The organism is Thiothrix eikelboomii (assembly GCF_900167255.1).
Lineage (GTDB): Bacteria > Pseudomonadota > Gammaproteobacteria > Thiotrichales > Thiotrichaceae > Thiolinea > Thiolinea eikelboomii.
The window spans coordinates 18,466-43,455 of sequence record NZ_FUYB01000018.1; the positions used below are offsets into that span (position 1 = coordinate 18,466).

Consider the following 24,990-nt stretch of genomic DNA (forward strand, 5'->3'; position numbering starts at 1 on the left):
GAGTAATACCTTTATTTCACGCTGGAGAGCATGAAATCGACAGCGGCTTTGACTTCATCATCCGTTAGGGACGCATTGCCACCTTTGGCGGGCATGGCATTCTTGCCTTTAATGGAGTTGGTATAAAGTGTATCCATACCAGCGGCAATTCGTGGTGCCCATGCTGTTTTATCACCGAGTTTAGGCGCATTAGCGACGGCCATATCATGGCAACTGAAGCATAAAGAGCGATAAATTTGCTCGCCATTGATAGCAGAAGTCGGTGCAGCCGGAGCAGCTGTCGGAGCTGCTTGAGTAGCAGTTGCAGGATCAGTTGCTGTAGGTGCTGGAGTTGCAGTCGTGTCAGTAGGTTTAGCGGCTTCTGTGGGTGCAACGGTTGCAGTCGTGCTAGCTGCTGCAGCTTCCGTGGTGAGCGTCATGCCACTTAAAGCAGGTGCAGCGGTTGCGGCTGAAGCTGTTTCAGCCGTGGTTGAACTTGCAGTATCTGTTGGTTTAGCAGCTTCTGTGGGTGCAACGGTTGCAGTCGTGCTAGCTGCTGCAGCTTCCGTGGTGAGCGTCATGCCACTTAAAGCGGGTGCAGCGGTTGCGGCTGAAGCTGCTGCAGTCGTGGTTGAACTAGTGCTCGCAGTGTCTGCAGGCTTGGTTTCTGTTGGCGTGGCGGCTACCGTATCGGCCGGTTTAGCGGCTTCGGCGGGTGCAGTGTCTGTGGCTAGCGTCATGCTACTTAAGGCGGGTGCAGCAGTTGCCGCAGCTGGAGCTGCTTCTGTAGCAGTTGAGCTAGTGCTCATGCTCGCAGTATCGGCAGGCTTAGCGGCTTCTGTCGGAGTAGCTGTTGCAGTATCAGCAGGCTTAGCGGCTTCTGTCGGAGTAGCTGCTGTAGTGTCAGCCGGTTTAGCGGCTTCTGTCGGAGTAGCTGTTGCAGTATCAGCAGGCTTAGCGGGTTCTGTCGGAGTAGCTGCTGCGGTATCGGCAGGCTTAGCGGCTTCGGTTGTAGCTTCAGAGCTAGGGCTGGCAGTTGCTGTCGCTGCTATAGCTTCTACAGGCTTTGCGGCTTCAGTGGTTGGTGCTGTTTCAGCACTACTGGTAGCAGTGGATGTTGCTGCTTCGGCGGTACTGGCCGCTGGAGTGTCGCTAGTTTCAGCGGGTTTAGCCGTTGCTTCGGTGGTGCTTGTGGTTGTTTGAGCAGTATCCGTAGCAGTAGCTGTTTGTGTTGCAGTCGTTGTTGCAGTCTCTGCCGTTGCTTTAGCCGCATCAGCAGTAGCTGTTGCGGCTTCGCTAGTCGTTTCAGTCGTAGGCTTTGCTGCTTCCGGGGTGGCTTGGGTTGCTGGCGGGGCTGTTTCAGTCGTAGTTTTAGCCGCTGACTCCGTGGTTTGAGTCGTTGTTTTGGCGGCCTCGTTTTTTTCACCACAGCCACTTAAAAGACCTACGGTGAGAAAAAGAGTAGAGATACTGACAACAACTTGTTTCATAGCCTAAGCTCCCGGTTACATATTAAAAACTAGTTAGTTTTTGGGGCTTCAGTGGTGCCTGCGGGTTGTACACTTTTGGCCGCCTCTTCCCCATCTTCTTCAACAGCTTCTTTAGTCGCTTCTGCCGCCTGAGTCACTGCATCGGCAGCACCTTGAGCAGCATTGCTGGCCGCATCAGCAGTCGCTTTGACTGCTTCTTTAGTACCATCTGCCACTGCTTCTGCTGCGGCTGCCGTTGCTGCGGCTGCATCTTGTGCGGTTTCTTTAACCGCTTCGCCGGCAGCTTGACCTGCACTTTGAGCCGCATCTAAGGTAGTTTTAGCCGCTTCGCTAGTGACTTCAACCGCCGTTGCTGCTGCATCCTTTACTGTTTCAGCTGCATTGGTTGCTGCCTCAGCAGTGGCTTTAGCTGCATTTTCCGTGGCTTGAGCAGCCGCATCTGCAGTGGCTTTAGCCGCTTCGGCAGTTGCATCAGCTGCTTTCTCAGTAGCAGCTGATGCATTTTCAACTGCTTGACCTGCATTAGTGGCAGTGGCTTTAGCGGCTTCGGTCGTAGTTTCAGCTGCTTTTTCAGTGGTTTGGCTAGGTGTTGCTGCGTTCTCAGCCTTCTCACCACAACCTGCTAACAGGCCTAAACTTAAGACTAAAGTGGATAAACCGACGGTAACATTTTTCATTAGATTATTCTCCAAAATTCAAAAAAATAGGTTAAATTAGTCCTAAATTGCCGCTAGCAATCACCTTACCGAGCTGATTTCAGCTTTGGGGTGGGATGTGCGCATCCTAGGGAGCTTTGTTATAGCTGTCAATTACCGTTCTTTAATACATAAGTAGGCTAGGTGCATGAATTTGCAGAGTTTGTGCAGATCTAAGTATTAACTAGGCTAAGTCCTTGTGTTCATAGCAATTAACTAACCATTCTTAGTCACACTAAGGTGCAGATTGGCAGAGTTTTATAGGGGTGGAGAGTCGTTGTGATTGAGAAAAACCTTGATTTTCTTCATGTGTTTCGTGGGAGCTTTCAAGGCGTTCTAAGGTGGCCGCAATTGGATGCCTTGTGGCAAACTGTGCGCAGTAGTCCGTCGAGTGAGTGGTATTTATATGCAGTCGGGGAGCCACCACCGGTGCAGACTGCGAATGCAGATCAAGTAGAGCGCTTCATTCAGGAGGTTGACCATTTATTAAGGCGCGAACATGCTGAGGATTATTGTGGGATTGTATATGTTGATAATTTTCAGCAGCCTAGCTTGATTAAAATCTTTGATCCGCATAATTTAGGTACGATGTGTGGCAGTAAGGGTGGGCAACTTTTACCGGCATGGATTATTTCTAAACTAAAACCAATCGACTTGCCGCCTACAGTTCCTGTTCCACAGAATCGTCGACGCTGGTGGCAACAGCTATTCGCTAGTCATAAATAAGGAAAATATTTCGTGTACCTCAGTAATACTCGCTTAATCGGTCTGTTGTTTGCCTTGGCGGCACTGACTCTCGGTTTGTTATGGTTGCTCAGTAATCAAGTGAATTTAACAGGCGCAACGGCTTTAAAGGCCGACACGACCGAAGAACCTCTGCAATTAGCGGCCAATGACGCTGAGGCGAATACCCCTGATCCAGCAGTAACGGCCATTCCCGAACTTGATCCGGTTCAAGAGCCTGCAGCTGCTCGAGCGATTCAGACCGAAGCCACTTCAACTCTTGCTGCTACACAAGCCATAGAGCCGTCTGAGCTAGCGGCGAGTGCAAAATCGACACCGACGGTATCGACATCGACCGTAAAGCCAGTAGAGGTCGCTGCAGTGCCTGAACACTTAATGCTCTCAGAAAAAGAATTAAAAGCGCTCTCAGCTAAAGATCGTAAGCGCTATGAAAAAATGTTGAAAAATCTAAGCTCTGTCCGTGATCAATCCAGCCAGCTCTCGACTGAGCGCCAGCGGCTAGAGCAACAAATGCAGGCATTGGAGCAGCGTAATCTAGAGTTGACGCGGCAATTAGAGCAGGTTCGACAGACCTCGGAAATGACCGCTGAAAATAAAGTCAAACCTTGATGGCTTGGATGACACCAGCATCAGTAGGATGCTGGAAGCTGTTTAGATTTATCCGCCATCCCAGCTTAAGGCAATGGCGGATACTCGGGAAGCTTAACGTTGCAGTACGGTAGCGTCGCAGAATTTACCACTCACCAAGGGTTGTTGTTCTAAGGGGTCTTGGTATTTCATATAGATCAACTTAGAAACCCGATTGACACAATATTGGGTGACGGGTTTGTTCGTGCGAGTTTTTAAGCCATTGACAATTTCGCCACAAATCGCTTCACCATTAAACATCGTTTGGCGCATGCGTGCGAAAGGAAATACCCGCTTTTCATTGGTTGGCAAATTCACTGTCATATATAAATAACCTTCACCATTTAAAGTCTGCAAATAGTGTAGATTTTTACCATCTGTACATTTAGCCTCCCATTGTTGGGCAGCAGCCGTACCGGAAGCGAGACATAATGCCAAGGTTAGCAGCCAAGGTTGTTTCATGGGGTTCTCCTTCTTGATTGGGTTGGGGTTTAGCAAAAGCAACTGAAGCTCAGAAGCTCAACATGACTATCTAATGGGTCAGAATAGATTTGTAACCTATTCAATGAATTAGGGTCAATCGCGATTTTGTTGTAGCTTCTTTAATAAAAATCGTGCTGGATGCAATTTGTAGTACAGACTCCGATCAATAGGTAATGGTTCACTATTAATCAGTGCGGCGAGTAATTCACTGCATAAAGCGGCGGTGGTCAGGCCTCTTGACCCATAGCCTGCACTGATAAATAACCCCGTTTGATACGCTGCCCTTGGCCAAGTTTTATAGCCAGCCCCGTGTTGAATACCCGCATAAGCTTGCCGAAATAACTCGGGGTCTACTAAAGGACCTACTATCGGATAACGATCCGGCGTTGTTATGCGAATCGCGGCATGGCTACTGTGTTTAGGACCTAATTCGGCAGCAAATTCAGGGAGGGTGCGCTTTAATTGCTGGTAATTAACTTCATTATCGCTGTCTTTTAATGCATGATTCACTTCACCCCGTTCGAAGCTCGCTCCAAAAATATGTTGGCCGTGAATAGCCGGAGTTAAATAACCTTCATGGCCTAAACTCATGCTCAGCTGACGGGTATAAGCGCTAGCCTCGGCTTGAGTAGTTTGCCCCCGTACCGGCAATAAGGGTAAAAAACGAGTTTGTGAGAATTGCCCCGCATCTTTGCCATTGGCGACAATCACTAGGCTGGATTCGATGATCAACTCACCCGTTTGATTAAGTATTTGCCAAGTGTGAGCCTGCGTTTGTACCAGCGTTAAGGCTTCAGTTCGGGTGTGTAGCTGAATCAAAGGTTGTTTGATGAGGGTCTGACACCAACTGCGAGGATATAAATAACCCCCTTGGGGGAAGTAACTACCGCCCATCGTCAGGGGGAGGCCAGCTAAAACAGCAGCCGTATCGGCTTCCACTAACTGGATAAATTCCGCTGCTAAGGCGCGTTTTTGCAAGGCCTGCCAACGCTTAAGTTCGCTCGGATTGTGATTCAGCTGCAAGACCCCAGAAGCTTGCCATTCCAATTCAGTATTCGCAGGATCACGGGCGAAATGATTTAATTGGCCTAAAGCATATAAAAATGACTGTCGATAAAAGCGCTCCCCCCAATCCGGCTCAGCCGTCATTTTCGGGCTTAACACACCCGCACGATTGCCTGAGGCCTCTTGAGCTAGCTTGGGGTGGCGTTCAAGCAAGTGGACTTGCCAACCGCGTCGAGCCAAAGCATAGGCGATTTGACAGCCCGCAATACCTGCGCCAATGACGGTGGCTGTTTTACTATCTGTTTGATGGCCGGTTTGATGCTTCGTGTGTGTTGATGCTAACGATGGCACGGGTGGCAAACTAAACCAAGCCAACTCTAACGGCTTACGAGTACCCGTTGCTGGTTGAAAATAGGCAGTCAGCATTTCACGCTTTTGCCCAAAACCCATCTGCTTTGCACAGATAAACCCGGCTGCTTGCAAATCACGTCGGACTTGACCCGCGACCGTAAAGCTGGCCAAGCTAGTTTGAGGATGGCTGTGGTCTGCAAGCGCTTGAAAAATAGAGGGTGACCACAAATCAGGGTTTTTAGCAGGTGCAAACCCATCCAAATACCAAGCATCAACTTGAGCAACCAACTCATTTAAGGCGGTACGTGCATCTGCAAACCATAAACTTAGCTTAAGATGGTGCTTAGCAAAATTAAGTTGATGCAGGCCTGCAAGTACCGGAGGGTATTGTTCAACTAAGGCAGTACTGAATTCGCTAAGCTCAACCCAATTGGCTAACAGCTTAGCCAATACCGATTTGGGAAGGGGATGCTTTTCAATCGAGATATAATGAAGGGTTTGGCAACGTTGGGGGTCATTCGCCCATGCTTGCCAAGTGGCTAGGAAATTTAAGCCCGTACCAAAGCCGGTTTCTGCGATCACAAATTGCTCTTTATTTTGCCAAGCCTTGGGTAGCTGATTGCCTTGTAAAAACACATGGCGAGCCTCGGCTAACCCATTTTCACGTGAAAAGTAGCGATCACCGTACTCAATTGCGAAGGGTAGTCCATTCGCATCCAGTTCAATTTGTGCAGGATGAATTTCAGGCAACATAAATTTTTTTAGTCTCTAACGCAGACAGTGTAGTGCTTAAATTTATTTCGACCTATAAAAAAATTCCTAAGCCACGTTCAATGGAGACCCTTGCTAACGCGCTCAGCAGCTTGCTTTCGATAAAAACTATTAGAAAAATTAATTTTCAATCGAAAATAAAGATTAGCGAGTTCCTAGGTGCTTGTTATATAAATCCATGATTTTTCAGAAAGCATTGCATGCGGCTCGATTTGTGTGATCTTGACAGCCGTTAATTAGTGTGCTTTTAGCATAAAGTAGCGAGATGCCTAAGATGAGAAAAAGACTGTCCCAATGGATTTGTGTGCAGTTCTTAATGTGTGTGACAGGATTGTTATTCACGGTCAATGTTCAAGCGGGGGGGTTAAGAACTTGCGATCAACATAGCCCCACCACGATTCGCCAAAAAGCCAGCGCTTATCAGAACCTGATTAATGCGGTTTCGATGGAGTATGGAGTCAGCGCTGATTTAATTAAGGCAGTGATCACTGCCGAAACCTGTTTCCGACCAACCGCCGTTTCCCACAAAGGTGCTTATGGGCTGATGCAATTGATGCCCGCGACCGCTCGCCGCTTTGGGGCAACGGATAAAAGCGTGACGCATAATGTACATGCGGGTACACGCTATTTACGTTGGTTGCTAGAGCGCTATGATGGCAGTATTTATCATGCGGTTGCGGCTTATAATTCAGGCGAGGGTACAGTGGATCGTCACGGTTGGAATGTACCTTATCAAGAAACGCGCCGCTATTTGGTTCAAGTCTTAAACGCCTATCGTAAGTTATCGAATAATCGAGGGCAGGTTTTGTTTACACCGAATATTGCAGCAGCGGCACAGTTTCAAAAGGCCAGTTTTGTGGAGGATCAGTTAGTCGCTGCGAGGGTTGAAGTCGATGAGCCTGAACCTGTGATTACGGGTAAGCGATTGCGATCGCAAGCCACGGAACGTGTTCTCACCCCCAAAGCCATCGAAAAACGCCTCCTCCCAAGCTGTATGACAGCCTCCAAAAAGCTCCACCGAGCCACCTCCCACAAAGACAAAAAAGGCGAACGTAGTTTCTTTTATACCGTGAAGGATAATGATTCGATTGATCGAATCAGCCGAGTAACGGGTTCTTCGAAAATCATGATCAAGCGTTACAATGACATGGAAACTAAACGTGCCGTTATCAAGCCCGGTCAGGTGTTGAAAGTTTCAGAATGCCGTTTAGTTGATTAATCAGTCAGTGCAGATCAGCCAAATAAAAATAAGTAGGAAACAAATAAAAAAGCCCTCGGAAGAGGGCTTTTGCTTTTGGGGCATGACTAAAGATATAAGTGCTAGGCTGTTTTTAAGCGCTTATATTTGATGCGTTGCGGGTGCAGCTCATGACCATGCCGACGCTTATAGTCTTCGGCATAACCACTGTAATTACCTTCAAACCAAGTGACTTGCGAATCCCCTTCGAAAGCTAGGATATGGGTGGCGATCCGGTCGAGAAACCAGCGGTCATGCGAAATCACTACCGCACAACCAGGGAAGTTCAGCAGCGCTTCTTCTAAGGCACGGAGGGTTTCTACATCCAGGTCATTGGTGGGTTCGTCTAGCAATAATAAATTGCCCCCTGATTTGAGCAATTTAGCTAAATGGACTCGATTACGCTCCCCCCCAGATAAATCGCCAATCCGTTTTTGTTGGGCATCCCCTTTGAAGTTAAAGCGCCCACAATAAGCTCTGGCTTGAATCTGATAGCCATTAACATTCATCAGATCCTGACCATCAGCAATTTCTTGGAAGACCGTTTTATTCGGATCAAGGTCATCTCGAGATTGATCGACATAAGCAATCTTCACCGTGTCACCGACCCGAAATTCACCGGCATCGGGTTGTTCTTGACCGGTAATCATGCGGAATAGGGTGGTTTTGCCTGCGCCATTAGGACCGATAATGCCCACAATACTGCCCTTAGGCAGATTGAAACTCAAGTTTTCATAGAGCACCCGATCGCCAAAGGCTTTATTAATCTGATTAGCTTCAATCACTAAATCGCCTAAACGTGGCCCTGGTGCAATATAGATTTCATTGGTTTCAGCGCGTTTTTGGTAGTCACTGGAAGATAACTCTTCAAAGCGTTGCATCCGGGCTTTGCTTTTGGCTTGTCGCCCTTTGGGATTCGAGCGTACCCACTCTAACTCCTCTTTCATGGCTTTCAAGCGCCCTTGTTCAGCTTTCTTTTCTTGAGTTAAGCGCCGCTCTTTTTGATCCAGCCAAGATGAGTAATTACCTTCCCAAGGAATTCCCTGCCCACGATCAAGTTCTAAAATCCAACCTGCCACATTATCCAAAAAATAACGGTCATGCGTGACAGCGACCACCGTCCCTGGGAATTCCTGAAGAAATCGCTCCAGCCATGCCACGGATTCAGCATCTAAATGGTTAGTGGGTTCGTCTAGAATCAACATATCCGGTGAGGATAATAGCAAGCGACAGAGAGCTACCCGCCGCTTTTCCCCACCCGAGAGCGTAGCAACCTCCGCATCCCAAGGCGGTAGACGCAAAGCATCAGCAGCAACTTCTAGGGTATGCTCAAGATTATGCACATCGGCGGCTTGTAGAATATTCTCTAAGCGAGCTTGCTCCGCTGCTAGAGCATCAAAATCAGCATCAGGCTCGGCATACGCTGCATACACGGCTTCAAGCTTTTCCTGTGCCTGTTTTATGACTTTTAAACCTTCTTCGATATTTCCGCGCACATTTTTAGTCGGATCAAGCTGCGGCTCTTGAGCGAGATAACCGATATTAATCCCCGGTTGTGGTCGAGCTTCACCCACAATCTCTTGATCAATCCCCGCCATAATGCGTAATAAAGTCGACTTACCTGCTCCGTTATAACCGAGCACCCCAATCTTTGCACCGGGGAAAAAGTTTAAATAAATATCTTTTAAAATAAAACGGTTCGGCGGTACGACCTTGCCGACTCCGTTCATGGTGTAGATGTATTGGGTCATTCTGCTTTTCCTGCGTCTTCAAGGCGTAAAGAATGCCAGAAGTTAACCATAAAGGCTGCCATTATGCCAAGGAACAAACCAATGATTGCGCCGAAAGCGATGATCTTAGTGCGCTTGGGGCTTTCACGTGTTTCTGGAGGATAGGCGGCTTGGTCTAGACTAGCAACCTTGACTTGGTTAGGGTCAATTTTAAAGGCTTCTAGGATAGCAAGTTCAGATTCTTTATCACGTAGGGTTTCAATAAAAGCATCATTGTCTTTACGCAGTTTTAAAGCCTCTACCTGGGGATTGGTTTTTAACAAAGCGACTTTATCCTCTAAATCACGTAAGCCCGGAATAAATGGATCATCTGAGCGACGCTCAGTCAGCTCTTTAATTTCAGACTGTAGGGCTTTAGAGCCACGTAAATACAGCGGTTGCGGCTGAGTATTCACCTCAGTATAAAAAGCATTACGCTCGGTAGTGATCGCCGTATTTTCTAATAAGGCTGATTTTTCAACTAAACCAATACTTTCAGCAATCTTTGCGGCTTCAGTTAAGACGGTAATTTGATCCATACGCTTGGTTTTAGCGCTATCTCTTAAGGTTTTAATTTGATCTTCTAGCTTTTCGCGTTCAACTTGATCGGTTTCTTGAAGTTTGGTAATCATATCATTCTTTTGGCGTTCGGCTTTGGAGCGTAATTCATTGATTTCTCGAGTTAATTGTGCTTTTTTAAAGCTAACTTGCTCTGAAATATCGCGAATCACTTCTTGCTTGGTGGTCGCTTGAACATGATCACTGATTTGATTAAGCACATCGGCAAGAAATTGCGGATCGCTACCTTTCAAGGTTAAGTGAATCGCGGGTACTACAGGCCCATCTTTCTTGGCTATTGGTTTTTCAATCGTTATTTTTTCATTAAACTTATTGAAGACTGCTTCTATATTTGTTTGCTCATTAGCGTTTTTATTGAGTAGCGGAAGTAAATTCATTTTATCGAAAATTTCTCTCCGTAATTTTAAAGAATTGAGGTTCTTTTCAAAATCCATGTAAATTTTTTTAGCTAAGTCAAGATCTTTCTCTGTAATATTTTGGTCACTACTCGTTGGAATTCTAAGTGGTGCAACATCGCCAAAAGTGGGTGGCAAGTAAGATACTTTGGCTTTATATACTGGGGTAACCAATAAAACATAAACTAAGCTACCGAGTAAAATAGCTGCAGTAATAATAACTGCGATTTTCCAGTATCTAATAATTGTTTTTACTAAATCACTAAAATTTATTTCATCATCCTCGGTTGAGGCGTTGACAACAGTATTGTCATGGTAAGTAACTTGAGCCATTGGTTTTATCTAAACTTTATTTAAAAATTAATAAATTGCTTGTACTGGTTGGTTAGATCAACGACTTATCGACTGACCAGTAAAGTGACATTTGAGTGAGTGGTTGATGTACCAGAGGTACTAACTGACTTTTTTAGCAGATTGGCCTGTACATCAAGCGAGCCTTTAAAGCCAGAAACTTGAGTTTCTAAGATAGCTTGAATCCTTGCTAAGTTTCTCTGTTGACAGGCTTGGAGCAAGTCATCGAGTATTGGCTCTAAATCTTGCCAGAATAAATAGTTTTCATGGGCTTTAAAAATTTTAGGATGAGTGGTTTTATCCGCTTGGCTATCAATTAGTAACTCTTCATAGAGCTTTTCACCGGGGCGTAAGCCAGTAAATTTGAGTTCAATATTTCCATCAGGATTTTGTTCATCTTTAATATTAAAGCCGGATAAATGCACCATGCGTTTAGCAAGGTCAACAATTTTAACCGGCTCGCCCATATCAAGTAAAAATACTTCCCCTCCACGCGCTAAAGCCCCTGCTTGAATAACCAAGAGCGCAGCTTCGGGAATAGTCATAAAATAACGAATAATATCAGGATGAGTGATGGTGATTGGTCCACCGGCTTGAATTTGCTTACGAAACAAAGGCACAACTGAACCTGAAGATCCTAGCACATTGCCAAAACGCACTATACTAAAAATAGTTTGACTAGTGTGTTGAGCTAAGGCTTGCAGGACTAACTCAGCCATACGTTTGCTTGCACCCATAACATTGGTGGGGCGCACCGCTTTATCAGTAGAAATCAATACAAAATGGCGTACTTTAGTATTTTTAGCTGCCAGCGCTGCATATAAAGTCCCAAAAGTATTATTCAAAATACCCTCTAAAGGATTATGTTCAACTAAAGGTACATGTTTATAAGCTGCAGCGTGATAAATGGTATTCACTTTATAGCGCTGCATAATCTCTTCTAAGCGTTTTTGGTTTTGTACAGAGCCTAGAGCTGGAATTAAATAGGTTTTAGGGAGTTCAATAGCTGCTGCTTGCAATAAGTTCAATAGTTCATTTTCTATACTGTAAAGAGCAAACTCTGAAGCTTCAAATAAAATAAGTTGGCGAGGATTTAGATGAATGATTTGACGGCAAAGCTCAGAGCCAATTGAGCCTCCCGCTCCGGTTACCATCACAACTTTATTTTCTATACAGCTACTTAATAGCTCTTGATCAGGTTCTACCGGTTCTCGACCCAATAATTCATCCACTTCAATTTCACGTACCTCATCAATACGCCGCTCCCCAGAAATAAGCTCAGAGACATTAGGAATAGTCAGTACATGTAGAGGAAATGGCTCGAGGAATTGTAAAATTTCACGTTTACGGGCTTTACTAATATTCGGCATAGCTAAAAAAACTTGGCTGACTTGCATTTTTGCAATCAAATTATTTAATTGAGAGGGCTTATAAACCTGCAAACCTTGGATAATTGCTTTATTTAAAGTGGGGTTATCATCAATATAAGCGACGGCTCTGTAATCTTCATTACGTACTAAGGCATTAGCTAATTGAATTCCTGCCTCACCTGCTCCATAAATAATAATATGTGCCTTTTCACTTTTTAGGTAATGGCGTGCATAAACTAATCGAATTAAATATCGACTGCCGCCTACAAACAAAAAAGCAGTTCCCCAGTAAATAAGGAAAATAGAGCGTGGTATTCCCTGCCAATTTGCCAACACGGCAATCAGTGCTAAAATCATGGTGGATAGCGTGACCCCCTTTAATACTGCCATCACTGCTTGTTGGCCGCCAATAAAGCGAATCACCGCACGGTATAAACCTAAGCGGACAAAAATAGGCAACACAATTAAGGGCGCCAGCCCCAACATCCAAATCCCATCATTGAGTGGTGGATTCCAAGTACCAAGGCGTAAAGCAAAACTCACCCAAATTGCTAAAGGGATCAATAACAAATCCAGCAACATGATGATGATGCGTTTTTTCCAGCGATCTAAATTAAAGAAAAAGCTAGTCATAATAGTGCGGATTTCAAGCAAATAAGCGTGATTCTAAAGGATTTTGATGGATGAGCGTTATGATTTTGTTATGAGTTGTGAATTTGTCATTTTGTACACGATGCGTTTACTGGTTTGTTTAATAGGAATAGGTAGTTAATTATTTTGTAGCCAATCGCATAACTTCAGTAAGTACCTGACAAGTTTGCTTTATATGTTCGTCGGTTAAGGTTGGGTGAACAAGAAACATCAAACTCGTCTTGCCTAGTTCTTGAGCCTTGGGCAAACGTTGGGTCGGTCTCCAATCGGTATTCTCGAAAGCTTTTTCTAAGTAGACTTCAGAGCAGGAGCCGGAGAAACAGGGGATGCCGCGTTGGTTGATTTCCGCCATGATGCGGTCACGATTCCAATCGGGTTTGAGTTGGTCGGGTTCGACAAAGACGTAGCATTTGTAGGCAGCGTGACCGATGTGGGCGGGGAGGGTTGGGACGCGCAAGCCCAGTAGCTGTTTGGCGGTTTCCCAAATGGCAGTGGTGTGGTGTTGGCGTTGGGCTGTCCAGTCCTTCATGCGGGTGAGTTGGATGCGCCCGATGACGGCTTGCATTTCCAGCATTCGCCAGTTGGTGCCGAAGCTGTCGTGTAGCCAGCGGAAACCGGGTGGGTGTTGGCGTTCGTAGACGGCTTCCCAGCTTTTGCCGTGGTCTTTGTAGCTCCACATGCTTGACCAGAGTTCGCGGTCGTTAGTCGTGACCATGCCGCCTTCGCCACCGGTGGTCATGATTTTGTCCTGACAGAATGACCATGCGCCGATGTGTCCGATGCTGCCGACCATACGCCCGTTGTAGGTTGCGCCGTGGGCTTGGGCGCAGTCTTCGATGACGTAAAGCTTATGTTGGGCGGCGAGTTGCATGATCGCATCCATTTCGCACGGCCAGCCTGCGAGGTGGACGCAGATGATGGCGCGGGTGCGGGGGGTGATCATGGGAGCGATGGTGGCGGCGGTGATGTTTTGGCTGTCGCGGTCAATGTCGGCAAATACGGGGATTGCGCCTGCGGTGACGATGCAGGAGACCGATGCGAGGAAGGTGCGGGAGGTGACGATGACTTCATCACCTTGCCCGACACCCAACGCTTTTAGGGCAACATCGAGGGCGACGGTGCCGTTGGCTAGGGCAATGGCGTGTGCTGTGCCGCACCATGCGGCGAATTCTTTTTCAAATTCGCGGCATTCGTTGCCTGTCCAGTAGTTGACTTTGTTGGAAAGGAGAGTGCGGGAAACGGCTTCGGCTTCTTCGGGTGTGAAGGAGGGCCAGGGGGGGAGTTGGGTGTTTAGCATGGTTTGGTCTTTATTTAGGCCGTGCCGGACAACCGACGACGGTGACGTTATCCGGTAAGTTTTTTGTGACGACTGCACCAGCCCCGACGGTGACATTGTGACCGATAGTGAGGTAGGGCAGGATGGTTGCACCTGCCCCAATCAGGCATTCTCTGCCGAGGGTGACGCCGCCGCCGAGGGTAGCAGCGGGGGCAATGTGGCAAAAGTCGCCGATAACGCAATCATGATCGACGACGGCGTTATGGTTGATGATACAGCCATCACCAATACGGGTATCTGAGCCGATGATTGTGCCAGCGGTGATGAGGCTACCCGCACCGATTTTTGCACCGGGATAAATGGTTGAGCGTGGGTGAATCGCTGTTTCAGCGGGAATGCCTAATCTGTTCCATTCGCTTTGCAGGCGGCTACGGATGGCGTTGTTACCAATCGCGAAGTGGATGGCATAGGGATATAAATCCTGAATTTGTGTGGGAGAGAGTATAGAAATACCACACAGTTCCCCACGCGCTTTGTCGTCGATGAAGTTTTGGATTTGTGTACCGCTTTGGGTCAGGGTGTGAAAAGCGACTTTGCCGTGACCGCCTGCGCCGTAGATATAGATCATGGTGTCTCAGCGAGTTGCTTTTGCAGTTGCCGAACCATGCTTTCTAGTTCGGGAAGTTCTTGTGTGGTTAAATCCCAGATAATGCGGGCATCTATCCCAAAGTATTCATGCACAATGAAGTTACGGAAGTCTTTGATCATGCGCCAACTGTAGCTAGGGAAGCGGTTTTCCAGTGGTTCTTTCAGGGCAACAATAGCTTCACCGATGACAATGTATTCTCTGATGGTTGCGCTGTAGGTTTTACGGTCTTGGGCAAAATTTTCAAATGACAATCCAGCAGTAAACGATTGGATGGCACTGATAGAGTCGAGGATGTCATCGATATACAGTGCCAAGTTACGTTTAGGCATAAATGATGTCCTGCTGGATGGATGCCCTTGCGCCGGGTTTGATGGCATTTTCCATGCCAAGATCAACAGTAGCGTGTAGGTTGTCTTCGAGGTATGCCTTGAGACCAAAAAAGCTACGGAAGGTGTTGTCACTCTGGATGTCTACGGCGATGTCTATGTCACTGTCAGGACGTTGTTCATCACGGGCGTAGCTGCCAAACAAGCCGATGCGTAACACACCAAAGCGATTTTGTAATTCCGGTTTGTGGGTACGGAGGAATGTTAGGATGTCTTGTTTGTTCATGGTTACCTACTCTCGTGCAATACGGCACTTGGTAGTCAGTATAGCAGTCGCTTAACTGCCGGTAAATTTCGGCATGGTGGCTTCACCCTCAGCACTAATCCCTTCGCGCACGAAAACCTTTTTGATGGTCAGCACTAGAATCTTCAGGTCGAGCCAGAAGGATTGGTTGTCGACATACCAGACATCGAGTTTGAATTTTTCTTCCCAGCTAATCGCATTGCGCCCGTTGATTTGTGCCCAGCCAGTGATGCCAGGTCGAACCTCGTGACGGCGGGCTTGCTCAGTGCTGTAAAGCGGCAGATACTCCATGAGTAAGGGGCGAGGTCCAACCAAGCTCATCTCACCTTTGAGGACGTTCCAGAGTTCGGGGAGTTCGTCGAGGCTGGTGGAGCGCAGGAAACGACCAAAAGCGGTGAGGCGGATGTTATCAGGCAACAGGTTGCCAGCGGCATCGCGGGCATCGGTCATGGTACGGAATTTGACCATTTTGAAGGGTTTGGCGTGTAAGCCGGGGCGGGTTTGGGTGAAGAACACGGGAGAGCCGAGTTTTAGTCGGATGAGTATTGCCAATATCAGAATGATTGGCGCAAGCAGTATTAAGCCGAAAAGTGTGGCTGACAAGTCCAGAATTCGTTTCATAGTCCCATGATTTCCATTAGTTGAGCGTTGACTTTGTGTACGTCGTATTTTTCTTCGGCGAGTTCGCGGCTGCGTTTGCCCATGCGTTCCCATTGGTCGCGGTTTTCGATGAACCAGATCATGCGTTCTGCGAGGGCTTGGGCATTGGTTTTGGGAACGAGGTAGCCGTTCTCACCGGGGATGACGGTTTCGCGACAGCCTACATTATCCGTAGTTAAAATCGGACGACCTATGGACATAGCCTCTATAATAGTTCGTGGTAAACCTTCGCCATAATAGGATGGCAGAACGTAGATATGGCAATTTTGCAGATAGGGACGCACGTCATCAGTTGAGCCTAGGTATTCTAGCCAGCCGCTTTGATGCCATTGTTGTACTTCGCTGAGGGGGATGCCATCGGATGAGGGGTCTTCTGGGCCTAGTAGTTGGAAGGTGACTTCTGGGTAGCAAGCTTTGACGATTTGGGCGGCTTGGGTGTATTCACGGAAGCCTTTTTCACCTAATAAGCGCCCGATGGTGAGAAAAACAGGCGGGTTATTGGACAAGGGTGTGTGTGTGTAGCGGCTAATGTCTACGCCGGAACCGTTGACCAAAGCGCATTTGGTGACTGGTACAATGCCACGTTGGATAAATTCGTTGAGGTTATCGGGGTTTTGAAAGATAACTCGTTCGGCACGTTTTAAGGCGATACGGTAAAGAAATGTGACTAGCTTCACTAGCAGTTTGCGCTTGAGCGTTTCACCTTGAAAGGCAAAGCCAAGCCCGGTGATCAGGGCGTAAAAGTGTGTATTAGGGAGAATACGGCTTGCCAGCCCACCCCAAATCACCGGTTTAATGGTGTAGGCGAGAATGACATCGGGTTGCAGTTCTTGGAATGTTTGGCGTAGGGATTGCCATGTTTTGAAGTCTGCCAGTGGGTTTAGGCTGTTGCGTTGTACGGGGTAAGCGCGGAAATTTGCACCCCAGGTGTTTAGCTGTTGGGTAACTTTGGGTTGTGTTTCTGAAGCCATTCCAGTGACTTGGTAATTGGCTTTACATAGGGACTGGATGAGAGAACCTCGAAAGTTGATGAGGGATTCAGGGAGAGCACCTACAAGAGCAAAATGTTTTTTCATGTCATATGTTCTTCTTGAGTTTTGAGCGGTGAATTTTCAATTTCTCTATGTAAACGATTGATGCTATCAAATATATACTAATATAGTTAAAGGTTCTCAATCTAGCCGCTGTTCCAATATTGTCATTGCCAATTATCCATATTGATGCATAGAACAAGGAAAAAATAATTAAGAAGCGTGCAAATGGAGTTAGTAAATTACTATTTCTAATAATGTATATTGTGGCAATAATAAAAAAAACTGATTCGGTGAAAAAGATAAAAATACTGGGTATTGATGTTATAAAAAAGCCACTTAACTGCATAATCGCTGAGTAAAGATATAAAACAAAAAAACTTAGGGTATCAGTATTTAATAAGCTAACTCCTAACGTGGTATTGCCAGTTGTGAATCCTTGACCTCTATACTCTAATAAAGGATTGAGATATCCGAAGTTGTTAAGTATAGCAAGGGCTAAAAAATAAAGAACAAAAAAATAATATTTTTTGTTCTTCGATATCTTTAGTTTGTACGAAAATAAACCTGCGAGAATTGAAACTCCAAGGTACTCCCTGAATAAAAATAAAAGATATATTAGTAAGATGATAGGAAGGATTAAGAGGGTTTTCCCTCTCTGATTTTTCTCTATATATTTTTTTATTAGCCATAATGTTATGGAGAATAGAAATAACATTGCCATGTCACGATAAATATCCAATGACAATAAAAATATAGATGGGTAGCAGCTAATTAGTAGTATAAAATTCCAATAGACCTTTCTATCAGCAGCATTGTTAAAGACTTCGGTTTTTAATAGCAGCGAAGCAAAAATAAAAGGAATGAATATTGATATTAAAAATAAAATTACTGATATAACATATCTATCATATAATCCATATTCATGAAGAAATTTTAGGAAAATAGGCCATACACTAGTTACTTCCGAAACTTCTCCCATTGCATAAGCATGATAATAGCCAGAGTCATTACCAGATAGAAATATTGACTCAAATATATCTGAATCAGCTTTAATATAAAAAAAAGCGATGAATTTTGCTAATGTAATTAAAATTAAAAGATCGAAAGCTGTTTTGGATGAGAAAAAAAGCATAAATTTAATGCTCTATCCAAGCGTTAAACATTAAAACAGACCAAAGATCATTTTGCCAGTTGCGCTGACCTGAAAGGTGTTCTTTCCATTTCTGACGTATGAGAGCAGGGTTGAAATAGCCATCTTGCCGTAGGCGCGACTCACTCAGCAAATTTTCTGCCCAATCGCGTAAAGAACCCCGTAGCCAGCTATCAACGGGAATACCAAAACCCATTTTAGGGCGATCAATGAGTTCTTTCGGTACATGGCGATACAGCACTTGTCGTAGTACCCATTTAGTTTGGTTTTCTCTTAGCTTATATTCCAAAGGGAGTTGCCAAGCAAACTCGATGAGACGGTGATCAAGGAAAGGAACACGGCTTTCCAGCGATACACCCATTGCGGCACGGTCAATTTTGCAGAGAATATCATCAGGAAGATAAGTGAGTAGGTCAAGCACCATCATACGTTCAACGGTGTTGAGGTGGCTTAAATTCGGCAAATATCCTGTGAGAAAGGTGGGGGGTTCTGTGCCACCGATTACCACGTTGGTGGGATATTGCCAGCCTGAGACCATTCCAATGTATAGATCTGCCGCAGAATGGCTTGCCATAACTCTTGCGCCTTTGTGCAGCTTATCTCCCATATTTGCCCATTGGCCGAAAGATGGAATAACGGATTTTAAGGTGTTGGCGATACGATTCCAACTAGCAGGTGAAATACTGGTGATTGTCTTCGCTGCCCATTGCCTAATAGGGCGGGGAATCCGTGACAGTCTTGCCCACGTGTTAGCTGTCAGTTGATAACGGTTGTAGCCTGCGAATAACTCATCCCCCGCATCGCCGGATAGTGACACGGTGACGTGTTGACGTGCTAGTTGAGAGACGAGGAATGTTGGTATTTGCGAGGAGTCAGCAAACGGCTCGTCATATAAGGTAGGCAAGCGTGGGATAACCTGCATACAGTCATCAGGAGTGACATAGAGTTCAGTGTGATCCGTGCCTAAGTGTTGGGCTACCTCTTTTGCATGGGCGGCTTCGTTGTAGAGCTCCTCATGGAAACCAATCGAAAAGGTTTTAATCGGTTGACTGGATTGTGCTTGCATGAGGGCAACCACAGTAGATGAGTCTATGCCACCAGATAAAAACGCACCGAGTGGAACGTCTGCCATCATTTGTTGACCAATCGCGTTTTTGAGCAGATTTTCCAGTGTATTTACAGCATCTTCTGGTGATCCAGTAAAGGGGGTGGCTTTGCCCTGGCGACTCACTTCAACACCAGACCAGTAGGTTTTGGTCTCGGATTCACGTTGGGTACGCGACACTTGTAGCCATGTACCAGGAAGTAGTTTTTGGATACCTTGGTAGATCGAATAGGGGGCTGGGATGTAGTTATGTCGCATGTAGAGGCATAGAGCATCGCGGTTAATATCTGCTTGAAAAGCAGGATGGGTTTTGAGGGCTTTGAGTTCTGAACCAAATAGAAAGGTATCCCCTTGCCAGCCGTAATACAATGGTTTTTCACCTACACGATCACGTGCTAAGGTCAAAGTTTGGGACTCTTTGTCCCATAAGGCGATGGCAAACATGCCGATGCAACGTTGTAGAGTGGCTTCAATCCCCCATGTTTCAATGGCAGCTAATAGGGTTTCGGTGTCGGAATGGCCTCGCCAACAGTGTGAAAGGTTAGCTTTTTTGAGTTCTGCCCGTAGTTTGTTGTGATTATAGACTTCCCCGTTGAAAGCGATGACATAACGTTCGCTGGTGGAGTGCATGGGTTGATGGCCAGCAACCGACAATTCAAGTATGGCTAATCGCCGATGAGCCAAGGCAATCCCAACATGTTCATCAATCCAAATGCCTGAACTATCAGGACCCCGATTGAGTAGAGAATCAGCCATTGCCTGAACAACGATACGAGTATCAGGCAATGATGCAAATGACTGAAAACCAACTATTCCACACATTAACTGATACCACTTATACAGTGTTAGAAAGTGACAGTTGACATTTTTTGTAAAAATCTAAATATCTTTTTGCCATAGTAGTAGCACTGAAATTTTCAATACAAAAATCTTTTTGAACTTTAGCTAATTGAGACAAGCTAGTTTGATCTCTGAGAAGTTCTAAAATTTTTTCTGCAACAAGTTTTGGGGATTCAGATGACCAAATCCAGTCTGTTTCTTTGGCGGTATAACCAGGTGTCATCTGGACAGCAACGGTTGGTATACCTTGACTAGTAGCTTCAAGACCAGAAATTCCTGTAGTACCCTTAACGTTCATCGTCACATAAAGAGAAAAAGAAGACATAGTAACACGCGAATTTTCAACTAAGCCAGGCAATGTGACAAAATTACTAATTCCCATATCAGAAAATTTTTGAGCAATGCGGTTAAACTCAGGACCTGTGCCCCCCATATAAAAGTGGATATCGAATTGATCGGAATCAATTTTCCTAGAAAGTAGCTCAAAAAATACATCAACAATAGCATCGGGGTTACGCTCTCTAACCATTCGTCCGATTGAGCCAATGATATAAGCTTCTTTGGCACGTCCTATACTGGCAGCACACAGATCAAGCTCCTGAGGCGAAACATGTAATTTAGATAGGTCAATTCCATTAGGGATCAGTTCAATAAGCGGGTATTTTTTTTTCTTGGAAAAATGTCTGTCCCATTGATCATCTTGAGCCATTAGAATATACCCATCACGCATGTGTGAATTCAGTAAAAACAAGGCGTGTTGCCATTTTTTTATATAAGTACCAACTGAGTGATTCGTTTCAATGACTAAAGGGAAACTAGGAGGGGATAGCATGGTCTTGTATAGCCATGCAGTTGAAGAAAAGATTGAACCGAAAGTGAGATTAGTATGTATAATATCGAAAGTTGATAATAGATTTTTATTTCTAATAAACCAAGTAATAACTCTGGCATATGTCCCAACTGTAGAGTGTTTTTTTGGATAGATATAATGGATTTTAACCTTGGTAGAAAGTGAGTTAATCCTAGAGTTAACTTCCCCCGAATACAATAAAAATATTGTTACATCCTGCCCTAGTTGCACCATTGAGTTGGCTAAATCCACAACAACACATTCTGCTCCTCCCTTGGAAAGAAAAGGAATCACGAAGCCTATTTTCATTTATATCTTATCCAGATGGTGTTAAGTAGCTAGGCCGAGGTATTCGCGTATTTTATGAGCATAACTCATTGATTTCTTAAAGATGCGAATGCACGAAAACTTAGGTTCATGTACTTAACTGATAATTTCATTGCGAATCAACTCACATACTTCCATTACAGATAAGCTTTCATCAACATTTGGTGTTTCTTGGCTCTTTATAGACAAAACAGAGTTTACAAAAGCTTGTAATTCAGATACAAGTGCTTCCTGAGGTTTGACTTGAATTGCTTCTTGAATGCCTGTAATCGAGTAAGGAGCGGTGCTGGAGTCTTGTGTTTCGGTGTTTCTATAAACTATTATTTCCTTTCTAAGTAAGTCACAATCTATAAACATATCGGTTGCTGTTACCTCCACGCTTCTTTTTTTCTTTTCAGAAATTCGACTTGCCTGAATTCTTGAGAATCGCCCATTTTGGTGTTTAATTAACGCTGATGCGTAGTCAATCATTTCACCTTTAGCATAACCATGCGCTGACACATTAGTAGCTGGGCCATTTAAATATAACGACAAGTCAATATCATGAACCATTAAATCAGTAATGACATCGACATCAGTAATTCGTGAGCTAATTTTATTAGTTCTTGTGAAGTCTAAATTAATAACGTTATCGTTACAATCTAATATGGATTTTAGAGCAATAATGGCAGGATTGAAACGTTCAATAAAGCCTATTTGAATATTGAGTTCTTCAGATTTTGCAAGGTTTGCCATATTGCGACTAGATTCAAGGGTGTGAGCCATTGGTTTCTCAACAAAGATATTTTTTGTTCGCCGAGAAACTAAATGAACATACTCATAATGAGTAACGGTAGGTGTAGCAATTACAATAGCATCTACGGCAACATCGAGAGCATTTTTCGGTGAAAGTGCTTCTACAGAGTATTGCTTTCCAAGTCGATTAGTTAGATCATGATTTTCATCTGCAATGTAAGAAATATTGACACCCCTGAGCATTGCCAATACTCTCAAGTGGTTTTGACCCATCTTACCGAGGCCTATAAGTCCAAGATTAATTAAAGGTTTATTCATCATTTATCTCCATTAACACGATTACCAGCTTCGTCGATTTTTGAGATATATCTAGCAGGACAACCTAGTACCAATGTATATGGCTCAACATCTTTTGTTACGACACTACCAGCAGCAATCATTGAGTACTCTCCAATAGTAACTCCACAAACAATGGTGGAGTTTGCACCTATACTTGCACCATCGCATATTTTTGTTGGAGTTATTTTCCAATCTTGATTAAAAGCGCGTGGCACTTTGTCATTAGTAAAGGCTACATTAGGACCAATGAACACATTGTTTCCTATCTCCACTCCCTTATAAACAGATACACCATTTTGTATCTTACAACCATTACCTATGTTGACATCTATGTCTATATAAACGTCTTTAGATAGAATACAGTTAGTGCCGATATTTGAGTTTTCACGTACCTGAACATTTACCCAGATTTTTGTACCAGATCCGATTCTAGATTTATTGGAAACATTAGCACTTTCGTGTATGTAAACATCAGTAAGTCCATTGCTGGTCATTATGTAAACTCCTTTCTATAACATTAATTATTTCATCTAATTCATTTTCTTTCATATAGGCGAAAAGTGGTAGATTCAATACTGTGCAGCTAAGATTTTTTCCAGCATTGCCGCCAATATGATTTTTGAGATATGGCAATGCTCCTGTTTGCTCAGACATGACACCAGGATATATATTGGCATATCCTATGTTTTTACTCTTCAATATACTTTCAAGGTAAGTCTTTTTTTCTGCATCATTAACAATGCAAACATTACAATAACCATTTTCTTCAAAATCTGGTGGCGGGAGCATGACCTGAATCCCTAGCTTTGGTAACTTGTCTTGATAAAGCTTAGTTGAAGCTCTTCTTGAGTTTATACGAGATTGTATATGTTTAAGAGATAAGTTTAAAAAAGCCGCCTGGATACTATCTAGGCGTGAATTCCAACCGACTGAACCATAACCATAGTGACTTGTTCTGCCATGATTAGCTAATTGTTTAACTTTATCTGCAAGCTCAGCATCATTTGTGAAAACCGCTCCCCCATCTCCCGCTCCCCCTAGAACTTTTGCAGGATAAAAGGACGTTGTAGATATGAGTGCGTTTTTATAAATAGACTCCTTCTTGTACATGGTTCCAAAACACTGAGCACCATCTTCAAGTAACGAAACGTTATTATCTGCACACAGCTTTCTTAGAGAGACAAGTTTGCTAGAAGCCCAGCCAAACAAATGAGCAACAATGGCCGCTTTCGGTTTTAATTGAGAAATAGCTTCTGAGAAGGCGTTAATATCAACTCCAGCATCTGAAATATCGGCATCAATTGTCACAGGATGAGCGCCAACATTAACAATTGCTTCGAATGTAGCCCAAAAAGTAAAGTTTGGTACTAAGACTATATCATTAGGTTTTACGCCCAAGGCTCGCAAAGCTAGTTGTAGAGCATCAGTACCGTTGGCACATGTTATTGCATGAGTAACCCCAAGATGCCCTTCGAGAGAGCTTTCTAATTTTTCGACTTCTTCCCCTCCAATAAATTGGGAGTTTTTAAATAATTGAATTAAATTTTCGTTTAACTCCTCTAAAAAATTAGGCTCAAATCTTTTTAAATCTATAAATGGTACGCTCACTTTTAATTCCTTTTGATGTTTGAAGAAACAAGGACTATTTGATAACACCCAATTTCACGTTGATTTTGAGTTTGTGGATCCAGCATTTCTAAAGCTCGTGACCTAATGCTTTTTCCCATTTTAGAAGCAAGTTCATGATTTTCAATATATTTTATCATGCCTATCATAAACCCTTTCACACTTCGAGATGGAATCAGTATACCTGTAACTTCATTTTCTACAATATCGGGTTGCCAATCTAGATCATAAGCAATTGTAGGTGCTCCACACAATGCAGCCTCTGACAACGCTCGTCCAGTTAAAGGAGAGAGGTATGCTAAAGTATTTGTGTATAATTGTAATAAATTATTTTGATTTAGGTTTCCTGTAAATATAACTCTCTCTTGAATATTGAGTTTTATAGCTTTTTCGAGTAATTCATCTTTCATAGAACCATCACCAACAAAAACCAGTTTGAATTCCTGATACTGATTAGGTAATTTTGAGAATGCTTCTAAGGTATCATCTGGAAACTTGATTGGTTCCAAGCGCCCAACCGTAAGAAAATATTTATTTTTCTCCAAATGATAGCGATCAAAAAAGTTATTATCAAATACTCTGCTGTTAGGATCATCAAAGTATTCCTTAGCCAGCAAATTTCCATAACTTAGTGCTGAAACTCTTGTTGAGTCTGCGCCACATTGTATGGCAAAATCTAAATAATCATTATTCGGAGCAATAACATAGTCAACTCGTTTGAACACAAAGGACTCTATCTTTTCTTCAAATTTAATTGATTTGAAGAGTTTCGGATACATAGGTTGTCCAGTACTTTTTCTTATATTTCGATTATGTCCATTTACTCTTATAACCAAAGGTACGCCACTGATTTTTGATAATATACAACCTAAAATTCCCAAATATAAGGGATCACCTATACGAATTATATTAATTTTATTTTTTTTTATAATATAGTATAGGTTAATAAATAATTCAATTTGACTAATTAAAAAATTTAATGAGCGCACATTTTTTAAAAAGGGAAATCTACCAACTCTTCCTTCAATAAATGTATTGCTTGGGTTAAGTTTGTGATGTACAGGTTTTCCAAATTTTGATAGCCATTTCTCTGAAGTTAACATAGAGGAAAAGGGATGCACACTCCATACATGCGAAAAATAGCCATCTAAATCTCTACATGTCACTGAGTTTAATAAGCCTCTTTCATTTATCATCTCAAGAGTGTATGAGGTATCAATGACCAATAATTTTCTATTAACTTCCATATCAAAAACTTCTTAATGTAATAGG

General features: G+C 44.0%; 23 protein-coding genes. 3 read left to right on the top strand and 20 right to left on the bottom strand.

The annotated features are described in order from the left end of the window. Positions 1 to 11: 11 nt before the first annotated feature. Both B5D50_RS20650 and B5D50_RS15005 read right to left on the bottom strand, forming a co-directional pair. Positions 12 to 1,469 carry a c-type cytochrome gene (locus B5D50_RS20650; RefSeq protein WP_078923472.1) on the bottom strand — a complete coding sequence of 486 codons (1,458 nt, stop codon included), beginning with the start codon at positions 1,467 to 1,469 and terminating at the stop codon, positions 12 to 14. A 29-nt stretch (positions 1,470 to 1,498) separates the two neighbouring features. Beyond that, on the bottom strand, positions 1,499 to 2,146 hold the full coding sequence (locus B5D50_RS15005; protein ID WP_078923473.1) for a hypothetical protein: 648 nt from the start codon (positions 2,144 to 2,146) through the stop codon (positions 1,499 to 1,501). A gap of 297 nt (positions 2,147 to 2,443) precedes the next feature. Here B5D50_RS15005 and B5D50_RS15010 point away from each other — a divergent pair, with 297 nt between their 5' ends. Both B5D50_RS15010 and B5D50_RS15015 read left to right on the top strand, forming a co-directional pair. Further along, positions 2,444 to 2,890, top strand: coding sequence for a hypothetical protein (locus B5D50_RS15010; protein WP_078923474.1), 447 nt, complete (start codon positions 2,444 to 2,446; stop codon positions 2,888 to 2,890). Positions 2,891 to 2,902: 12 nt separating this feature from the next. Continuing rightward, entirely contained in the window at positions 2,903 to 3,517 is a 615-nt protein-coding gene (locus B5D50_RS15015) for a hypothetical protein (RefSeq protein ID WP_078923475.1), read from the top strand. 93 nt (positions 3,518 to 3,610) lie between these two features. Here B5D50_RS15015 and B5D50_RS15020 read toward each other — a convergent pair whose 3' ends face one another. Both B5D50_RS15020 and mnmC read right to left on the bottom strand, forming a co-directional pair. Further along, complete coding sequence (locus tag B5D50_RS15020; protein WP_078923476.1) at positions 3,611 to 3,997, bottom strand: hypothetical protein; 387 nt, start codon at positions 3,995 to 3,997, stop codon at positions 3,611 to 3,613. A gap of 114 nt (positions 3,998 to 4,111) precedes the next feature. Then, positions 4,112 to 6,127, bottom strand: a complete 2,016-nt coding sequence (gene mnmC, locus B5D50_RS15025; RefSeq protein WP_078923477.1) for a bifunctional tRNA (5-methylaminomethyl-2-thiouridine)(34)-methyltransferase MnmC2/FAD-dependent 5-carboxymethylaminomethyl-2-thiouridine(34) oxidoreductase MnmC1 — start codon at positions 6,125 to 6,127, stop codon at positions 4,112 to 4,114. Positions 6,128 to 6,419: 292 nt separating this feature from the next. Here mnmC and B5D50_RS15030 point away from each other — a divergent pair, with 292 nt between their 5' ends. Then, positions 6,420 to 7,364, top strand: a complete 945-nt coding sequence (locus B5D50_RS15030) for a transglycosylase SLT domain-containing protein (protein WP_159448651.1) — start codon at positions 6,420 to 6,422, stop codon at positions 7,362 to 7,364. Between the two features lie 101 nt (positions 7,365 to 7,465). On the opposite strand, the gene ettA is transcribed toward B5D50_RS15030, so the two are convergent. The 16 genes from ettA to B5D50_RS15110 form a co-directional block, all read right to left on the bottom strand. After that, positions 7,466 to 9,133, bottom strand: coding sequence for an energy-dependent translational throttle protein EttA (ettA, locus tag B5D50_RS15035; protein WP_078923479.1), 1,668 nt, complete (start codon positions 9,131 to 9,133; stop codon positions 7,466 to 7,468). Beyond that, the gene (locus tag B5D50_RS15040) at positions 9,130 to 10,458 is read right to left on the bottom strand and encodes a Wzz/FepE/Etk N-terminal domain-containing protein (protein ID WP_078923480.1); all 1,329 of its coding nucleotides are present in this window, start codon (positions 10,456 to 10,458) and stop codon (positions 9,130 to 9,132) included. Before B5D50_RS15040 ends, ettA begins: the two co-directional genes overlap by 4 nt. A 65-nt stretch (positions 10,459 to 10,523) precedes the next feature. Beyond that, the gene (locus tag B5D50_RS15045; RefSeq protein ID WP_078923481.1) at positions 10,524 to 12,479 is read right to left on the bottom strand and encodes a nucleoside-diphosphate sugar epimerase/dehydratase; all 1,956 of its coding nucleotides are present in this window, start codon (positions 12,477 to 12,479) and stop codon (positions 10,524 to 10,526) included. Between the two features lie 139 nt (positions 12,480 to 12,618). After that, the gene (locus tag B5D50_RS15050; protein ID WP_078923482.1) at positions 12,619 to 13,794 is read right to left on the bottom strand and encodes a DegT/DnrJ/EryC1/StrS family aminotransferase; all 1,176 of its coding nucleotides are present in this window, start codon (positions 13,792 to 13,794) and stop codon (positions 12,619 to 12,621) included. Positions 13,795 to 13,804: 10 nt separating this feature from the next. Next, positions 13,805 to 14,401, bottom strand: coding sequence for an acetyltransferase (locus B5D50_RS15055; protein ID WP_078923483.1), 597 nt, complete (start codon positions 14,399 to 14,401; stop codon positions 13,805 to 13,807). Further along, positions 14,398 to 14,751, bottom strand: a complete 354-nt coding sequence (locus B5D50_RS15060) for a HepT-like ribonuclease domain-containing protein (protein ID WP_078923484.1) — start codon at positions 14,749 to 14,751, stop codon at positions 14,398 to 14,400. The genes B5D50_RS15055 and B5D50_RS15060 overlap by 4 nt, the downstream gene beginning before the upstream one ends. After that, on the bottom strand, positions 14,744 to 15,034 hold the full coding sequence (locus B5D50_RS15065; RefSeq protein ID WP_078923485.1) for a nucleotidyltransferase family protein: 291 nt from the start codon (positions 15,032 to 15,034) through the stop codon (positions 14,744 to 14,746). Before B5D50_RS15065 ends, B5D50_RS15060 begins: the two co-directional genes overlap by 8 nt. A gap of 51 nt (positions 15,035 to 15,085) precedes the next feature. Continuing rightward, the gene (locus tag B5D50_RS15070) at positions 15,086 to 15,673 is read right to left on the bottom strand and encodes a sugar transferase (protein WP_078923486.1); all 588 of its coding nucleotides are present in this window, start codon (positions 15,671 to 15,673) and stop codon (positions 15,086 to 15,088) included. Then, entirely contained in the window at positions 15,670 to 16,788 is a 1,119-nt protein-coding gene (locus tag B5D50_RS15075; RefSeq protein ID WP_078923487.1) for a glycosyltransferase family 4 protein, read from the bottom strand. The genes B5D50_RS15070 and B5D50_RS15075 overlap by 4 nt, the downstream gene beginning before the upstream one ends. 1 nt (position 16,789) lies before the next feature. Next, entirely contained in the window at positions 16,790 to 17,878 is a 1,089-nt protein-coding gene (locus B5D50_RS15080; RefSeq protein ID WP_078923488.1) for a hypothetical protein, read from the bottom strand. A 4-nt stretch (positions 17,879 to 17,882) separates the two neighbouring features. Next, a complete protein-coding gene (asnB, locus tag B5D50_RS15085) occupies positions 17,883 to 19,823 on the bottom strand; it encodes an asparagine synthase (glutamine-hydrolyzing) (RefSeq protein ID WP_078923489.1) in 1,941 nt (646 codons plus the stop codon). A 13-nt stretch (positions 19,824 to 19,836) separates the two neighbouring features. Beyond that, entirely contained in the window at positions 19,837 to 21,000 is a 1,164-nt protein-coding gene (locus B5D50_RS15090) for a glycosyltransferase (protein ID WP_078923490.1), read from the bottom strand. Between the two features lie 114 nt (positions 21,001 to 21,114). Further along, on the bottom strand, positions 21,115 to 22,074 hold the full coding sequence (locus B5D50_RS15095; protein WP_078923491.1) for a Gfo/Idh/MocA family protein: 960 nt from the start codon (positions 22,072 to 22,074) through the stop codon (positions 21,115 to 21,117). Then, positions 22,071 to 22,586: an acyltransferase gene (locus tag B5D50_RS15100; RefSeq protein ID WP_078923492.1), complete on the bottom strand. Its 516-nt coding sequence runs from the start codon at positions 22,584 to 22,586 to the stop codon at positions 22,071 to 22,073. The genes B5D50_RS15095 and B5D50_RS15100 overlap by 4 nt, the downstream gene beginning before the upstream one ends. Next, on the bottom strand, positions 22,564 to 23,700 hold the full coding sequence (locus B5D50_RS15105) for a DegT/DnrJ/EryC1/StrS family aminotransferase (protein WP_078923493.1): 1,137 nt from the start codon (positions 23,698 to 23,700) through the stop codon (positions 22,564 to 22,566). Before B5D50_RS15105 ends, B5D50_RS15100 begins: the two co-directional genes overlap by 23 nt. A gap of 2 nt (positions 23,701 to 23,702) precedes the next feature. After that, on the bottom strand, positions 23,703 to 24,965 hold the full coding sequence (locus B5D50_RS15110; protein ID WP_078923494.1) for a glycosyltransferase family 4 protein: 1,263 nt from the start codon (positions 24,963 to 24,965) through the stop codon (positions 23,703 to 23,705). Between the last annotated feature and the right edge of the window lie 25 nt (positions 24,966 to 24,990).

Excerpts from the sequence above, each read along its gene's own strand:
- B5D50_RS15080 (WP_078923488.1), bottom strand. The coding sequence starts at position 17,878 with ATGCTTTTTTTCTCATCCAAAACAGCTTTCGATCTTTTAATTTTAATT.
- B5D50_RS15040 (WP_078923480.1), bottom strand. The coding sequence starts at position 10,458 with ATGGCTCAAGTTACTTACCATGACAATACTGTTGTCAACGCCTCAACC.
- B5D50_RS15055 (WP_078923483.1), bottom strand. The coding sequence starts at position 14,401 with ATGATCTATATCTACGGCGCAGGCGGTCACGGCAAAGTCGCTTTTCAC.
- ettA (WP_078923479.1), bottom strand. The coding sequence starts at position 9,133 with ATGACCCAATACATCTACACCATGAACGGAGTCGGCAAGGTCGTACCG.
- B5D50_RS15005 (WP_078923473.1), bottom strand. The coding sequence starts at position 2,146 with ATGAAAAATGTTACCGTCGGTTTATCCACTTTAGTCTTAAGTTTAGGC.
- B5D50_RS15070 (WP_078923486.1), bottom strand. The coding sequence starts at position 15,673 with ATGAAACGAATTCTGGACTTGTCAGCCACACTTTTCGGCTTAATACTG.
- B5D50_RS15060 (WP_078923484.1), bottom strand. The coding sequence starts at position 14,751 with ATGCCTAAACGTAACTTGGCACTGTATATCGATGACATCCTCGACTCT.
- B5D50_RS15075 (WP_078923487.1), bottom strand. The coding sequence starts at position 16,788 with ATGAAAAAACATTTTGCTCTTGTAGGTGCTCTCCCTGAATCCCTCATC.
- B5D50_RS20650 (WP_078923472.1), bottom strand. The coding sequence starts at position 1,469 with ATGAAACAAGTTGTTGTCAGTATCTCTACTCTTTTTCTCACCGTAGGT.
- B5D50_RS15100 (WP_078923492.1), bottom strand. The coding sequence starts at position 22,586 with ATGACCAGCAATGGACTTACTGATGTTTACATACACGAAAGTGCTAAT.
- B5D50_RS15030 (WP_159448651.1), top strand. The coding sequence starts at position 6,420 with ATGAGAAAAAGACTGTCCCAATGGATTTGTGTGCAGTTCTTAATGTGT.
- B5D50_RS15110 (WP_078923494.1), bottom strand. The coding sequence starts at position 24,965 with ATGGAAGTTAATAGAAAATTATTGGTCATTGATACCTCATACACTCTT.
- B5D50_RS15090 (WP_078923490.1), bottom strand. The coding sequence starts at position 21,000 with ATGAAAATAGGCTTCGTGATTCCTTTTCTTTCCAAGGGAGGAGCAGAA.
- mnmC (WP_078923477.1), bottom strand. The coding sequence starts at position 6,127 with ATGTTGCCTGAAATTCATCCTGCACAAATTGAACTGGATGCGAATGGA.
- B5D50_RS15065 (WP_078923485.1), bottom strand. The coding sequence starts at position 15,034 with ATGAACAAACAAGACATCCTAACATTCCTCCGTACCCACAAACCGGAA.
- B5D50_RS15050 (WP_078923482.1), bottom strand. The coding sequence starts at position 13,794 with ATGCTAAACACCCAACTCCCCCCCTGGCCCTCCTTCACACCCGAAGAA.
- B5D50_RS15020 (WP_078923476.1), bottom strand. The coding sequence starts at position 3,997 with ATGAAACAACCTTGGCTGCTAACCTTGGCATTATGTCTCGCTTCCGGT.
- B5D50_RS15045 (WP_078923481.1), bottom strand. The coding sequence starts at position 12,479 with ATGACTAGCTTTTTCTTTAATTTAGATCGCTGGAAAAAACGCATCATC.
- B5D50_RS15095 (WP_078923491.1), bottom strand. The coding sequence starts at position 22,074 with ATGATGAATAAACCTTTAATTAATCTTGGACTTATAGGCCTCGGTAAG.
- asnB (WP_078923489.1), bottom strand. The coding sequence starts at position 19,823 with ATGTGTGGAATAGTTGGTTTTCAGTCATTTGCATCATTGCCTGATACT.